This window comes from Mesorhizobium sp. M0195, assembly GCF_040322115.1.
In the GTDB taxonomy this organism is placed as follows: domain Bacteria; phylum Pseudomonadota; class Alphaproteobacteria; order Rhizobiales; family Rhizobiaceae; genus Mesorhizobium.
The window spans coordinates 153,236-166,249 of record NZ_JAMYSV010000001.1 but is presented as its reverse complement, the minus strand read 5'-3'; the positions used below and the strand labels follow the sequence as shown (position 1 = coordinate 166,249).

The 13,014-nt window shown below is 62.5% G+C and carries 17 protein-coding genes; 12 read left to right on the top strand and 5 right to left on the bottom strand.

All coding sequences use genetic code 11. The annotated features are described in order from the left end of the window. The first annotated feature begins 111 nt into the window (after positions 1-111). The 3 genes from NKJ12_RS00800 to NKJ12_RS00790 are packed head-to-tail and all read left to right on the top strand — an operon-like array spanning position 112 to position 2,829. Entirely contained in the window at positions 112-1,242 is a 1,131-nt protein-coding gene (locus tag NKJ12_RS00800) for a fatty acid desaturase family protein (protein ID WP_352701399.1), read from the top strand. Positions 1,243-1,282: 40 nt separating this feature from the next. After that, positions 1,283-1,597 (top strand): MocE family 2Fe-2S type ferredoxin, encoded by a 315-nt coding sequence (locus tag NKJ12_RS00795; protein ID WP_352477080.1) that lies wholly within the window; start codon positions 1,283-1,285, stop codon positions 1,595-1,597. Positions 1,598-1,599: 2 nt separating this feature from the next. Next, on the top strand, positions 1,600-2,829 hold the full coding sequence (locus NKJ12_RS00790) for an NAD(P)/FAD-dependent oxidoreductase (RefSeq protein WP_352701398.1): 1,230 nt from the start codon (positions 1,600-1,602) through the stop codon (positions 2,827-2,829). A gap of 34 nt (positions 2,830-2,863) precedes the next feature. Here the strand turns inward: NKJ12_RS00790 and NKJ12_RS00785 are convergent, their stop codons facing one another. The 5 genes from NKJ12_RS00785 to hslV all read right to left on the bottom strand — a co-directional run bounded on the left by NKJ12_RS00785 (position 2,864) and on the right by hslV (position 7,009). After that, positions 2,864-3,823: a DUF1402 family protein gene (locus NKJ12_RS00785; RefSeq protein WP_352700969.1), complete on the bottom strand. Its 960-nt coding sequence runs from the start codon at positions 3,821-3,823 to the stop codon at positions 2,864-2,866. A 183-nt stretch (positions 3,824-4,006) separates the two neighbouring features. Then, positions 4,007-5,320, bottom strand: coding sequence for an ATP-dependent protease ATPase subunit HslU (hslU, locus tag NKJ12_RS00780; RefSeq protein WP_352477083.1), 1,314 nt, complete (start codon positions 5,318-5,320; stop codon positions 4,007-4,009). Between the two features lie 4 nt (positions 5,321-5,324). Next, positions 5,325-5,921: a DUF2585 domain-containing protein gene (locus tag NKJ12_RS00775; protein ID WP_352700968.1), complete on the bottom strand. Its 597-nt coding sequence runs from the start codon at positions 5,919-5,921 to the stop codon at positions 5,325-5,327. Positions 5,922-5,925: 4 nt separating this feature from the next. After that, positions 5,926-6,468, bottom strand: coding sequence for a GNAT family N-acetyltransferase (locus NKJ12_RS00770; protein WP_352477085.1), 543 nt, complete (start codon positions 6,466-6,468; stop codon positions 5,926-5,928). Further along, positions 6,458-7,009: an ATP-dependent protease subunit HslV gene (gene hslV / locus NKJ12_RS00765; RefSeq protein WP_254815927.1), complete on the bottom strand. Its 552-nt coding sequence runs from the start codon at positions 7,007-7,009 to the stop codon at positions 6,458-6,460. Before hslV ends, NKJ12_RS00770 begins: the two co-directional genes overlap by 11 nt. A 223-nt stretch (positions 7,010-7,232) precedes the next feature. Between hslV and hisB the strand changes: the two genes are divergently transcribed. From hisB to coaA, 9 genes are read left to right on the top strand one after another with little or no spacing between them, the layout of a single operon-like run. After that, positions 7,233-7,832: an imidazoleglycerol-phosphate dehydratase HisB gene (gene hisB / locus NKJ12_RS00760; RefSeq protein ID WP_352700967.1), complete on the top strand. Its 600-nt coding sequence runs from the start codon at positions 7,233-7,235 to the stop codon at positions 7,830-7,832. A 4-nt stretch (positions 7,833-7,836) separates the two neighbouring features. Continuing rightward, on the top strand, positions 7,837-8,310 hold the full coding sequence (locus NKJ12_RS00755) for a DUF2628 domain-containing protein (RefSeq protein WP_352505977.1): 474 nt from the start codon (positions 7,837-7,839) through the stop codon (positions 8,308-8,310). 1 nt (position 8,311) lies between these two features. Then, positions 8,312-8,962: an imidazole glycerol phosphate synthase subunit HisH gene (gene hisH / locus NKJ12_RS00750; protein WP_352700966.1), complete on the top strand. Its 651-nt coding sequence runs from the start codon at positions 8,312-8,314 to the stop codon at positions 8,960-8,962. Positions 8,963-8,965: 3 nt separating this feature from the next. After that, positions 8,966-9,256, top strand: coding sequence for a DUF1330 domain-containing protein (locus NKJ12_RS00745; protein WP_254815931.1), 291 nt, complete (start codon positions 8,966-8,968; stop codon positions 9,254-9,256). A 2-nt stretch (positions 9,257-9,258) separates the two neighbouring features. Continuing rightward, complete coding sequence (gene hisA, locus NKJ12_RS00740; protein ID WP_254815932.1) at positions 9,259-10,002, top strand: 1-(5-phosphoribosyl)-5-[(5-phosphoribosylamino)methylideneamino]imidazole-4-carboxamide isomerase; 744 nt, start codon at positions 9,259-9,261, stop codon at positions 10,000-10,002. 3 nt (positions 10,003-10,005) lie between these two features. Continuing rightward, positions 10,006-10,842 carry an arginase family protein gene (locus NKJ12_RS00735; protein WP_352505974.1) on the top strand — a complete coding sequence of 279 codons (837 nt, stop codon included), beginning with the start codon at positions 10,006-10,008 and terminating at the stop codon, positions 10,840-10,842. Beyond that, positions 10,839-11,633: an imidazole glycerol phosphate synthase subunit HisF gene (hisF, locus tag NKJ12_RS00730; RefSeq protein ID WP_352506058.1), complete on the top strand. Its 795-nt coding sequence runs from the start codon at positions 10,839-10,841 to the stop codon at positions 11,631-11,633. The genes NKJ12_RS00735 and hisF overlap by 4 nt, the downstream gene beginning before the upstream one ends. A 37-nt stretch (positions 11,634-11,670) precedes the next feature. Then, complete coding sequence (locus NKJ12_RS00725; protein ID WP_254815934.1) at positions 11,671-11,997, top strand: phosphoribosyl-ATP diphosphatase; 327 nt, start codon at positions 11,671-11,673, stop codon at positions 11,995-11,997. An 18-nt stretch (positions 11,998-12,015) separates the two neighbouring features. Continuing rightward, entirely contained in the window at positions 12,016-12,975 is a 960-nt protein-coding gene (gene coaA / locus NKJ12_RS00720; protein WP_352480184.1) for a type I pantothenate kinase, read from the top strand. The last annotated feature ends 39 nt before the right edge of the window (positions 12,976-13,014 follow it).

Here is a 13,014-nt window from a genome sequence, read left to right as displayed (position 1 = left end):
CGGCTTTTACACCATTATGATGGAAAATGATAGAAACTATCTTTGTGATATTGAGCCTATCAGGCTTCGGCGTTATTTGAATGCGGACCGACTATGATCGAGGCCTCCGCCATGGTGGATATTGGACTCCGAACCGGGAACACGATCGCCACAGCAGCGTCCCGGCGTGACTACAGCCTGATCGGCCGCGACGCGAAGCTCGCCATCGAGAGCGGGCTGGCGGCGGCCGAGTGGTATCACACGGACGTGCCACGCAAGCAGATGAAGGAGCTGATGCAGCGCTCCGACGGCCCGGCGATCCGCGATACGGTCATCTGGCTCGGCGCCTTAATCCTGAGCGGAGCCGGCGGCGTCTGGTTCTGGGGCAGCTGGTGGTGCGTGCCGTTCTTCTTCGTCTACGGCGTCCTCTACGGCTCCTCCACCGATTCACGCTGGCACGAATGCGGCCACGGCACCGCCTTCAGAACGCAGTGGATGAACGACGTGGTCTATCAGATCGCCTGCTTCATGATCATGCGCAACCCGGTGACCTGGCGCTGGAGCCATACGCGCCACCATACCGATACCATCATCGTCGGCCGCGATCCGGAGATCTCCGTGATGCGTCCGCCCGATCTGCTGCGCGTCGTGCTCAACTTCGTCGGCATTCTCGACGCCTGGCATGCGATGAGCGACATGCTGCGCAATGCAGCCGGTATCGTCAGTCCGGCCGAAAGAACCTTCATTCCCGACCAGGAGCAGCCGAAGGCAATTGGCATTGCCCGCATCTGGACGACAGTCTATGCCGCGACCATTGCGCTGGCGCTCTACACGGGCTCGTTCCTGCCGCTGATGCTGGTCGGGCTGCCCAGGCTTTACGGCGCGTGGCACCATGTCATGGTCGGCCTGCTGCAGCATGGCGGCCTGGCTGAAAACGTCACCGATCACCGGCTCAACAGCCGCACCGTCTACATGAACCCGATAAGCCGCTTCATCTACTGGAACATGAACTACCACGTCGAGCATCACATGTTTCCCATGGTGCCCTATCATGCGCTGCCCAGGCTGCATGAGCTGATCAAGCACGATCTGCCGGCGCCGACACCGTCCATCCTGGCCGGCTACCGCGAGATGATACCGACCTTCCTGCGGCAGCTGCGCAATGAGGATTATTTCATCAAGCGCGAACTGCCGCCGACGGCGAGGCCCTATCGCGAGGACTTCCACAACGACAACGCTGCCGCTGCGGTGGCTGCCGAATGACAAGCCCATGCCGAGGCACCAAAAATCGAGGGACCCGTAAATGAGCGACTGGGTCGAGGCCTGTGACGCCGAGGACATCGACGAAGAGGACGTGATGCGCTTCGACCATGGCGGCCGCACCTTTGCTATCTATCGCAGCCCCAACGACGAGTATTTCGCCACCGACGGGCTTTGCACGCATGAGAAGGTGCATCTGGCCGACGGGCTGGTCATGGACGACATCATCGAATGCCCGAAGCACAATGGCCGCTTCAACTACAAGACAGGGGCTGCCAGGGGCGCGCCTGTCTGCGTCGATCTAAGGACCTATCTGGTCAAAGTCGACGCCGGCAAAGTCCTTGTCCGGATCGGTTGATGATGACGAAGGGAATGGTCGTCATCGGCGCCGGCGAATGCGGCGGGCGCGCCGCCCTTGCGCTGCGCGAGCTCGGCTATGATGGCCCCGTAACCTTGGTCGGCGACGAGCCGCATCTTCCCTATGAGCGCCCGCCGCTGTCGAAAGACGCGATGGTCGCCGACGCGCCCCTGATCAAGGCGATCGCCAGCGACGCGATCCTGGCCGAGCGCTCTATCCGGCATATCCATTCGGTTCTGGCTGTGGCTATCGACCGCACGGCGCATGTCGTGCGCCTGTCCGACGGTTCCGCCCTGGCCTACGACAAGCTCCTGCTGGCGACCGGTTCGGTGCCGCGCAAATTGCCTATGCCGGGCCTTGGCGGGCGCTGCGTGTATCTGCGAACCTTCAACGACGCGCTGGCCATTCGTGCCCATCTCAACGCCGGCAATCGCATCGCCATAGTCGGCGGCGGCTTCATCGGGCTCGAGCTCGCAGCGGCGGCGCGCAGGCTGGGTGCCGCGGTCACCGTCATAGAGGCGCAGCCGCGCATTCTGATGCGCGGCGTGCCGGCCGAGATCGCGCAGGTCATCCATCGGGCGCATGAAGCCGAAGGCGTAAAAATCCTGTGCGGCCAGGGCATCGCGGCCATTGCCGATAACGGCGCGGAAGTGCGCATCGCGCTTGCCGGGGGGCACGACATTGTCGCCGATGTTGCCGTGATCGGCATCGGCGCCGTGCCGGTGACCGGACTTGCCGAGCAGGCGGGGCTGACCATCGACAATGGTGTCGCCGTCGACGCCGAGCTTCGCACCAGCGACCGGGATATCTTTGCCGCCGGCGATTGCTGTTCGTTTCCGCTCGCCATCTATGGCGGCCGGCGCGTGCGGCTGGAAGCCTGGCGCAATGCGCAGGAACAGGGCGCACTCGCTGCAAGGAACATGCTTGGCGCCGGCGAGGCGCATTCGGCGGTGCCTTGGTTCTGGTCAGATCAGTACGGATTGAGCCTGCAGATCGCCGGCCTGTCGGACGAAGGCCGCAGCATCGTTCGCCGCGACGTTGGCGACGGCGCCTTCATCCTGTTTCATCTGGCCGAGGACGGCAGGCTGGTTGCGGCAAGCGGCATCGGCCCCGGCAACGCGGTCGCCCGCGACATAAGGCTGGCCGAGATGCTGATTGCAAAGCAGGCAAAGCCGGCGCCGGAAGCGCTAGGCTCGCAAACGGTCAAGCTGAAGTCACTGCTGGCGGCGTGAACTGAGGGCGTGGATAGTTGGCCGAACGAGTTGGCTAAAACAGCGCTTTCAGCTCCGGCAGCTTCTCGTTGACCAGCCAGCCATAGTAATTTTCCTCGGGCAGTTTTTCCGGCTCGCCCGCAGCGCGGCGCTTGTCGTTCTCGGCCTTCAGCGCATAGGCGCGCTGTTCGGGGTTGCCGACATTGTAGAGCGTCGACGTGATGCCGGGATTGCCTGAGATGTCGTAGCCGGCAATGCTTCTATAGGCGTCGATCGATTTCCGGATCGTTGCTGCGACATAAGGCAGTGTCAGGTCAGGATCCATGATGGTCTTGTAGACCGCGTTGGGGTCGCCGACGTCGAGTTCCGGCAGGCCGGAAACCTTGTGCACGAGGTCGCTCATTTCCAGCGCCGTCAACGGATTGAGCTGGCCAAGGCCAAAAGTCTGGCCGGCATAATAAGGTTGGAAGAAAGTGGCACCGAAGCGGTCGTTGGGGAAGCTCTCGCCGTTGACGGTCTTGCCGCGGAACGACCGGTTCCACACCTGCTCGCGGCACTCCCATAGGTCGTAGCTATCGGACTTCCCGGCGCATTTGGCGAATTGCGGCCGCCGCACGAAATCGGTGATGTCCTCGCCGTCATAGGCGAAGGAGAGCTTGCTCGATAAATACGAGATCGCCTTGACGTAGTAGGTCTGCAGCCGGTCGTAGGCATCGACATTGTAGGTGTGCTCCCCGACGATGGCGCCGACGATATGCATTGGGTCGATACCATAGGCCGCGGCTGCCTGCTTGATCTTGCCGCGCAACTCGGCATCGTTCTGGAGCAGCGCAAAGACTTTGCGGTATTTCGCCTGGAAGGTGGTGTTGGTCGCCTGGGTGCGCCGGCTCGATGCGCCCGGTATGTCAGGCTGCTCGGTGTTGCGGTTGCCCGGCGGCACCATCGTTGCCGCTTGCGCGGCGAACATGGCTGTCGCCAGCGTCAGCCCCAAAATGACGAGGATCAGTTTTTTCATGCGCCGCCGCCCAAATAGTCGGCGGCAAACTAGGTAATGCTCCACCGGGAGTCGAGAGACGCCTGCACCGGACGGGACGAAAGCTTGCCGGATGCTTCCATTTGGCCACACCTCCGGAATGCCGGGCCGAATTTGACGGAGGCCGGGAGTAATTCCCCGGCCTCTTGGAGAATCAAGAGTCTCTTACAAGATGAAACGCGACAAGTCCGTGTTTCTGGAGAGGTCGCCGACATGCTTCTCGACATAGGCGGCATCGATTGTCACCGAGGTGCCGTTACGGTCCGGCGCGTCATAGGAGATGTCGTCAAGCACCCGTTCCATCACCGTCTGCAGCCGCCTGGCGCCGATATTCTCGACGCTGGCGTTAAGGTCCACGGCGATGCCGGCCAACGAATCGATCGCGTCATCGGTGAAGACCAGGTCGACGCCTTCGGTCTTCATCAGCGCGATATACTGTTTGATCAGGCTGGCTTCGGTCTCGGTGAGGATGCGGACGAAATCGTCCTTCTCCAGCGCCCGCAGCTCGACGCGGATCGGCAGGCGGCCCTGCAATTCCGGCAGCAGGTCGGAGGGCTTGGCGACGTGGAACGCGCCCGAGGCGATGAACAGGATATGGTCGGTCTTCACCGGTCCATATTTGGTCGCAACCGTGGTGCCTTCGACCAGCGGCAGCAGGTCGCGCTGCACACCTTCACGCGAAACACCGGCACCGATGCCGCCTTCGCGCGAGGCGATCTTATCGATCTCGTCAAGGAAGACGATGCCGTCATTCTCGGTCGATTCGAGTGCCCGGCGCACCACTTCGTCCTGATCGAGCAGCTTGTCGGACTCGTCGCTGATCAACAGCCCGTAGGACTCCTTGACGGTCGTCTTGCGCAACTTGGTCTTCTTGCCGCCCATCGCCTTCGACAACATGTCGTTGATGTTGAGCACGCCGATATTGGCGCCCGGCATGCCGGGGATCTCGAAGCCAGGCATGCCGCCATTGCCGGTATCGGCCACTTCGATCTCGATCTCCTTGTCGTCGAGCTCGCCGTCGCGCAGCTTCTTGCGGAAACTGTCGCGGGTGGCCGGGCTCGCCGTCTTGCCGACGAGCGCTTCGAGCACCCGTTCCTCGGCGTTGACGTGGGCACGCGCCTTGACGTCCTCGCGCATCTTCTCGCGCACCAGCCCGATGGCGATCTCGACCAGATCGCGGATGATCTGCTCGACGTCGCGGCCGACGTAACCGACCTCGGTGAACTTGGTGGCTTCGACCTTGACGAAAGGCGCACCGGCAAGGCGTGCCAAGCGGCGTGAAATCTCGGTCTTGCCGACACCGGTCGGGCCGATCATCAGGATGTTCTTCGGCATCACCTCTTCGCGCATCTGGCCCTCGAGCTGCTGGCGGCGCCAACGGTTGCGCAAGGCAATCGCCACCGCACGCTTGGCGTCTTTCTGGCCGATGATGAAGCGGTCGAGTTCCGAAACGATTTCGCGGGGAGAGAAGGTGCTCATATCACTAAATTCCACTTTGCCACTGCCGAATGGACTCGAACGGATGCAGCAGCATGATCACGTTGAGTGTCAGATTGTCCCGGATGAGATAGCCGACACCGAATTCGAAGATGAGGGCGAGGGTGACGATCACCCATATAGGAAGCCTTCGCGCCATGACAAACCCCAGCACCATGGCCAGCGTGTCCGACACCGAATTGACAATGCTGTCGCCATAATAGTCGAGCGAGATCGTGCCGGCGCGGTAGCGGTCGATGATGAAAGGGCTGTTCTCGAGCAGCTCCCAGCCGCCCTCTATGACGACCGCAAACGCCAGCCTGAGCCCGATCGGCGAGCGCGGGAAAAGGAACCACGCCAGCGCATAGAACAGGAAGCCGTGAATGACGTGCGAGAAGCTGTACCAGTCGGAAATATGCTGGGAATTCTCCGAGCTTTGCACGATGCCGTGCCACAGCTTGACATAGCCGCAGGTACAGATCGGCGTCCGCCCCATGCCATAGAGGACCCCGGCCTGGAAGATAACCAGGCCGAGAACCAGCAGGAGCCCCATTCGCCAACTGTCTTCGTAGGCCGAGACGGTTTTGTCGCTGGATACGCTCATGCTGCTATTGCCCCTCTTCTGCGTCACCCTGTCCGGCATCACCCTCTGGGGCATCAATCGCCATCAGCACGGCATCGCCATATTCCGACTTCCTGCGATCGATAGCCGTGAAACCGGCCTTTTCATAGGCACGGATAGCCCGTGCATTGGCGGGGTCCGGGTCGATGATGACGCGCGGCGTACCTTCCTCGAAAAGCTGCTCGACGAACTGCCGGACGATCGCGGAGCCGTGGCCGACCCCGACAAGCTCCGGCACGCCGATCGACAGATCGATGCCGAGCGTGCCGAACGGCTGGTCGCTATAGGGATGGCCGTCCTCCAGATGCGGATCGTAGCTCTGCAAATAGCCGATGGGCTTTCCGTCCAGCTCGATAATTAGCGGCTCGACCGAAATGCTGTCGATATGCTCGCGGATCTCCGCAATCTCGGTCTCTGGGTCGTCCCACCACTCGGCGACATGCGGCTCGGCAAGCCAGCCGGCGATCATCGGCAGGTCCCTCTGGGTCACCGGCCGAAAACCATAGCGGAGGCTCCGCTCAGGCGGCATCGAGGGTTTCGACGACGAAGTTGTTGTTTGTGTAGACGCAAATGTCTGACGCGATCTGCATCGCCTTGCGGGCGATCTCCTCTGCGCCCTTGTCGCTGTCCATCAGCGCGCGTGCCGCTGCCAGCGCGTAATTGCCGCCGGAACCGATGGCCATGACGCCAAATTCGGGCTCCAGCACGTCGCCGGTGCCGGTCAGCGCCAGCGACACCGACTTGTCGGCCACCAGCATCATCGCTTCCAGCCGCCGCAAATAGCGGTCGGTGCGCCAGTCCTTGGCAAGCTCGACGCAGGCGCGTGTCAGCTGGTCGGGATATTGTTCGAGTTTGGCTTCCAGCCGCTCCAGCAGAGTGAAGGCATCGGCGGTGGCGCCGGCGAAACCGGCGATGACGTTGCCGCCCTTGCCGATGCGGCGCACCTTCTTGGCGTTGCCTTTCATGATCGTCTGGCCGAGGCTGACCTGGCCGTCACCGGCGATCACCACCTTGCCGCCCTTGCGCACGGTCAGGATGGTCGTGGCATGCATGGTCAGTTCATTCGACATTTCCTGCTCCGACAAGCACCGATCCCATCGAGGCGATCGGTGCGTTACGAGTGACTTGATCGGCCATATGTATGCATAGGCCGGACGATTGCAAACCGGCCATCCGCCGGGCCGGATAGTGCTCCGCAGCGGTAACTGGCAATCGCCGGATCATGCTGCTAGAAGGCTTTCGTTTTCAGGCCTGTGAACGCCTGACGTGCAAATCTGAGACAAGGATGAGGTCATGGCGCCCCGTTCCGCCGAGATAAGCCGCAAGACCAGGGAAACCGACATCTCCGTGTCGGTTCAGGTCGACGGCTCGGGCAAATCCGACATTTCGACGGGCGTCGGCTTCTTCGACCATATGCTGGACCAGTTGTCGCGCCATTCGCTGATCGACATGACCGTGAAGGCCAAGGGCGACCTGCATATAGACGACCACCATACCGTCGAGGATACGGGCATCGCCCTCGGCCAGGCGCTGGCCAAGGCATTGGGCGAGCGGCGCGGCATCATGCGCTACGCCTCGATCGACCTCGCCATGGACGAGACACTGACGCGGGCGGCAATCGATGTCTCCGGCCGGCCTTTTCTGGTCTGGAACGTTTCGTTCTCGTCGCCGAACATCGGTACGTTCGACACCGAGCTGGTGCGCGAATTCTTCCACGCTCTGGCGCAGAATGCCGGCATCACGCTGCACATCACCAATCATTACGGCGCCAACAACCACCACATCGCCGAGACCTGCTTCAAGGCCGTGGCGCGTGTGTTGCGTTCGGCACTTGAGCGCGACCTGCGCCAGCTGGACGCGGTTCCCTCCACCAAGGGATCCCTGAAAGGGTAACGCCATGGCCATCTATGTCGTGATGGAGCCGCCAGGCCGCGGTGAAAGCGTGGACACCATCTTTATCCGTGACGGCTTTGCCTGGCTCGGCTTCCTGGTGCCGCCGCTGTGGCTGGCCTGGCACCGGCTGTGGGTTGAGGCGGCATTGGCGTTTGTCGCCATGGGCCTGCTCTCGATGCTGGGCGAAAGGCTGGACCTGGAAACAGCCGGCTCGCTTTTATCCTTCCTTGTCATGCTCTTTGTCGGGCTGGAGGGACAAGGCTTGCGAATTGCAGCCCTTCGTCGCCGCGGCTGGCATGAATGGGGTGTCGTCGAGGCCGACAGGCTCGACGACGCCGACATCCGCTATGTGTTGGAAGCCGCTGCGGATTCGGATTCACAAACTCATGCGCAGCGTATCGTCCCAGACGCAGCACATGCCCGGCCGGCGCAGATGGGCCTGGCACTGGGGCTGAACCATATTCCGGGAAAGCCCTGAGATGAGGGTCGCGATCATCGACTACGGGTCGGGCAATCTGCGCTCGGCCAGCAAGGCCTTCGAGCGTGCTGCGCATGAAGCCGGCATTGCCGCCGCGATCGAACTCACCGCCGATGCCGAGCGGGTCAGGACCGCCGACCGCATCGTCCTGCCCGGCGTCGGTGCCTATGCCGATTGCGCCGCTGGACTGCGTGCGGTCGCCGGCATGTGGGAAGCGGTGGAGGAGGTGGCGATCGCCAAGGCTCGGCCGTTCCTCGGCATCTGCGTCGGCATGCAGCTGATGTCGGAGCGGGGCCTGGAAAAGACCGTCACAAAGGGCTTTGGCTGGATCGCCGGCGACGTCAAGGAGATCACGCCGGCCGATCCGACACTGAAGATCCCGCAGATCGGCTGGAACACGATTGACCTGAAGCGCAAGCATCCGCTGTTTTCCGGCATTGCGACGGGCGGCAAGGGACTGCACGCCTATTTCGTCCACTCCTACCATCTCGATGCACGGAAAGAGGATGAGGTGCTGGCGGTTGCCGACTACGGCGGCCCGGTAACGGCCGCTGTCGCCCGCGACAACCTGGCCGGAACGCAATTCCACCCCGAGAAGAGCCAGGCGCTGGGCCTGGCGCTGATCACCAATTTCCTAGGCTGGAGGCCCTGAACCATGAGCAAGAAGGGCTATTGGATGGCAATGGTCGATGTCCACGATCCCGAGATCTACAAGCAGTACATCGAGGCCAATGCCGCGGCTTTCGCGAAATACGGGGCGAAGTTCCCGGTGCGCGCCGGGCGGTATATCAGCCCGGAAGGACCGACAGGCAATCGCCACGTGCTGGTGGAATTCGAATCCTATGAAATGGCGCTGGAATGCTACGGCTCGCCTGAATACCAGGAGGCCTTGAAGTACAGGCTCGCCGGCTCGACCGGCCACTTTGTCATCGTCGAAGGCGCCTGAAGGTGATCCTGTTTCCGGCCATAGACCTTAAGGATGGCAAATGTGTGCGCCTCAGGCATGGCGACATGGCAACTGCGACGATCTATAACGACGATCCCGCCGCTCAGGCGCGCGCCTTCGAAGAGCAGGGCTTCGAATGGCTGCACGTCGTCGACCTCAACGGCGCCTTCAAGGGCCAGAGCGTCAACAGCGCCGCGGTCGGCGCCATCCTCAAGGCGACGAGCAGTCCGGTGCAGCTCGGCGGCGGCATCCGCACCCTGGCGCAGATCGAGGACTGGCTCGACCGTGGGCTGGCCCGCGTCATTCTTGGCACCGTGGCGGTGCGCGATCCGGATCTGGTCAGGCAGGCCTGCAAGGCATTCCCGGGCAAGATCGCCGTCGGCATCGATGCCAAGGGCGGTAAGGTCGCGGTCGAAGGCTGGGCCGAGGCCTCGAGTCTCGGCGTCATCGAACTGGCGAGGAAATTCGAAGGCGCCGGCGTCGCCGCCATCATCTACACCGACATCGATCGCGACGGGGTGCTGAGCGGCATCAACTGGGACGCCACCATCGATCTTGCGGAGGCGGTTTCGATCCCGGTCATCGCCTCGGGCGGGCTCGCCTCGATCGCCGACATCGTGCGCATGACCATGCCCGATGCGCAGAAGCTCGAAGGCGCGATCTCCGGTCGCGCGCTCTACGACGGCCGCATCGATCCGGCCGAGGCACTGGCGATCCTGCGTGGCAAACCGATGGCAGGGGTGTGAAACGTGAAGGTCTCGATTATCCTCGCTCCCTATGACAGCGGGCACTATCACGAAGGGTGCGGCCAGGGTCCGGACGCCATTGTCGGCGGTGGGCTCGTCGAAGCCCTGACCGTGGCTGGCCATGAAGTCGCCGTCGAAGATATCGGCAAGGTGGGAGACGAGCAGGGGCGCGAAATCGCAACCGGCTTCGCCGTCTGCAACGCTGTCGCGACCAAGGTTGGCCTCGCCCGCGATGGAGGACGCTTCCCCATTATCCTTGCTGGAAATTGCCTGACCGCCGCCGGTGCGGTTGCCGGTGAAGCTGCGGATTCGATCATCTGGATCGACCAGCATGGCGATCTCAACACGCCGGAGACGTCGGCCTACGGCTTTCTCGACGGCATGGCGCTGGCGGCGACTCTCGGGCTCTGCTGGCGTCCGATGGCGGCAGCGATTCCGGGGTTCCGGCCGATAAACCCGGCGCGCTGCATGCTGGTCGATGCCCGCGACGTCGATCCCGACGAAAAGCGCCTGCTGGAAACCTTGCCGATCGTGCGCACCGAATGTGCCGGTGCACTCGATATGATCGGAAAGCTCACGGCGACAGTGACTGTGCGGGCGCATCTGCATCTCGACCTGGACGTCGTCGATCCGAATGTGCTGCAGGTGAACCGCTACACGCATCCGGGCGGTCCGAGCCCGGAACAGTTACGGCAGCTTGCCTGCGGACTGGCCAGGTCTATCCCGATCGCGGGCGTTACGCTCTCGGCATACGACCCGGCCTTTGATTCCCAGTCCGAGGTTCCGCCCGTCGTCGGCCAGCTGCTCGTCGACTTTCTTGCGGCGATCGAGAGGATCTGATGCTGAAAGCCCGCGTCATCCCCTGTCTGGATGTCAAGAACGGCCGTGTCGTCAAGGGCGTCAATTTCGTCGACCTGGTCGATGCCGGCGATCCCGTCGAAGCGGCAAAAGCCTATGACGCGGCCGGCGCCGACGAGCTCTGCTTTCTCGACATCACCGCCTCGTCGGAAAACCGCCAGACCATTTTCGATGTAGTAGCCCGCACCGCCGAACAATGTTTCATGCCGCTGACCGTTGGCGGTGGCGTCCGTCAGGTCGCCGACATCAGGAAGCTGCTATTGGCCGGCGCCGACAAGGTGTCGATCAACACGGCGGCGGTGAAGACCCCAAATTTTGTCGCCGAAGCAGCGGACAAATTCGGCAACCAGTGCATCGTCGTCGCCATCGATGCCAAGAAAGTGTCCGCTGCGAGCGAGGCCGACCGCTGGGAAATATTTACCCATGGCGGCCGCGAGAAGACCGGCATCGACGCTGTCGAGTTCGTTCGGCGAGTGGTCGATCTCGGCGCCGGCGAGATCCTGCTGACATCGATGGACCGCGACGGCACCAAGGCCGGCTACGACATAGCCCTTACCCGCGCGGTCGCCGACGCCGTACGCGTGCCGGTCATCGCTTCCGGCGGCGTCGGCACGCTCGACCACCTTGTCGAAGGCATTCGCGACGGCCATGCCGGCGCGGTGCTGGCGGCGTCGATCTTCCATTTCGGCACCTACAGCATCGCCGAGGCCAAGCTGCACATGGCTCAGGCCGGACTGCCGATGCGGCTGGACTCGCCGGGTAATCGGTCCTAGAGCCTTTTCCGGCTAAGAAGAGGCTGTAAACGCCGTCATGACCGAGTTCTCGCTCTCCGATCTGGAGAAGATTATTGGCGAACGCGCGCGTTCCGGCGATCCGGATTCGTGGACGGCCAAGCTCTTTCAGCGCGGCATGAGCAAGGCAGCGCAGAAACTCGGCGAAGAGGCGGTCGAAACGGTGATCGCAGCCGTCAGCGCCGACCGGGACGCGCTTGTTTCGGAAAGCGCCGATCTCATCTATCATTGGCTTGTCGTTCTCGGCATAGCGGACATTCCGCTGAGCGATGTGCTCAACGAGCTTGAACGCCGCACCGGTCGTTCGGGCATCGCCGAAAAGGCGTCTCGGCTGGACCGGGGCTGATCGCTGCGGAGGAACTCGATGGACCAGCTCGCTCCTACCGAGAAGTATTCACCCTATCGTTTCTTCTCGGCCGAGCAATGGTCGCGGTTCCGCGCCGATACGCCGATGACGCTCACCGAGGACGAAATCCGTCGTCTGCGGTCGCTGAACGATCCGGTCGATCTCCACGAAGTCGAGCGCATCTATCTTTCGATGTCGCGGCTGTTGTCGGCTCACGTCGAAGCCAGTCAACTCCTGTTCAGGCAGCGCCAGGCCTTCTTCAACGCGCTGGACGCGGCCAAGACACCGTTCATCATCGGCATTGCCGGTTCCGTCGCGGTCGGCAAATCGACCACGGCGCGCGTGCTAAAGGAGCTGCTGGCGCGCTGGCCGTCGAGTCCCAAGGTTGACCTGGTCACCACCGACGGCTTCCTGCTGCCGAACGAAGTCCTGCGCCGCAACAATCTGATGGAGCGCAAGGGCTTTCCCGACAGCTACGACGTCGGCGCGCTGCTGCGTTTCCTGTCCGGCATCAAATCGGCGCAGCGCAACGTCCGCGCGCCGGTCTATTCGCACCTGACCTATGACGTCATTCCGGGCGCGTTCCAGACCATCGACCGGCCCGACATCCTGATCTTCGAAGGCATTAACGTCCTGCAGCCGGGCAAGCTGCCGAAGGACGGCAAGATCGTGCCTTTCCTGTCGGATTTCTTCGACTTTGCCATCTACATCGATGCCGAGGAGGCGCTGATCCATCACTGGTATATCGCCCGCTTCATGCGGTTGCGCGAAACCGCCTTCCGCGACCCGGCCTCCTTCTTTCACCGCTATTCGCAACTTTCCGAGGATGCGGCCCGCGCCATCGCCGAGGGCCTGTGGACCAACATCAACCTGAAGAATCTGCGCGAGAATATATTGCCCACCCGCGCCCGAGCCGATCTCATCCTGCGCAAGGGCGCCAACCATCTGGTCGAGGAAGTGGCGCTCAGGAAACTGTAACGGCGCGGTTAACGGCGCCTTAGGCTATCCCGGCTAGTG

Bases quoted from the DNA above. Each gene is read 5' to 3' on its own strand.
- hslV (WP_254815927.1), bottom strand. From the start codon at position 7,009: ATGTCGAATGAACTGACCATGCATGCCACGACCATCCTGACCGTGCGC.
- coaA (WP_352480184.1), top strand. From the start codon at position 12,016: ATGGACCAGCTCGCTCCTACCGAGAAGTATTCACCCTATCGTTTCTTC.
- NKJ12_RS00785 (WP_352700969.1), bottom strand. From the start codon at position 3,823: ATGAAAAAACTGATCCTCGTCATTTTGGGGCTGACGCTGGCGACAGCC.
- NKJ12_RS00775 (WP_352700968.1), bottom strand. From the start codon at position 5,921: ATGAGCGTATCCAGCGACAAAACCGTCTCGGCCTACGAAGACAGTTGG.
- NKJ12_RS00795 (WP_352477080.1), top strand. From the start codon at position 1,283: ATGAGCGACTGGGTCGAGGCCTGTGACGCCGAGGACATCGACGAAGAG.
- NKJ12_RS00770 (WP_352477085.1), bottom strand. From the start codon at position 6,468: ATGCCGCCTGAGCGGAGCCTCCGCTATGGTTTTCGGCCGGTGACCCAG.
- hisB (WP_352700967.1), top strand. From the start codon at position 7,233: ATGGCGCCCCGTTCCGCCGAGATAAGCCGCAAGACCAGGGAAACCGAC.
- NKJ12_RS00745 (WP_254815931.1), top strand. From the start codon at position 8,966: ATGAGCAAGAAGGGCTATTGGATGGCAATGGTCGATGTCCACGATCCC.
- NKJ12_RS00725 (WP_254815934.1), top strand. From the start codon at position 11,671: ATGACCGAGTTCTCGCTCTCCGATCTGGAGAAGATTATTGGCGAACGC.
- NKJ12_RS00755 (WP_352505977.1), top strand. From the start codon at position 7,837: ATGGCCATCTATGTCGTGATGGAGCCGCCAGGCCGCGGTGAAAGCGTG.
- NKJ12_RS00800 (WP_352701399.1), top strand. From the start codon at position 112: ATGGTGGATATTGGACTCCGAACCGGGAACACGATCGCCACAGCAGCG.
- hisH (WP_352700966.1), top strand. From the start codon at position 8,312: ATGAGGGTCGCGATCATCGACTACGGGTCGGGCAATCTGCGCTCGGCC.
- hslU (WP_352477083.1), bottom strand. From the start codon at position 5,320: ATGAGCACCTTCTCTCCCCGCGAAATCGTTTCGGAACTCGACCGCTTC.
- NKJ12_RS00790 (WP_352701398.1), top strand. From the start codon at position 1,600: ATGACGAAGGGAATGGTCGTCATCGGCGCCGGCGAATGCGGCGGGCGC.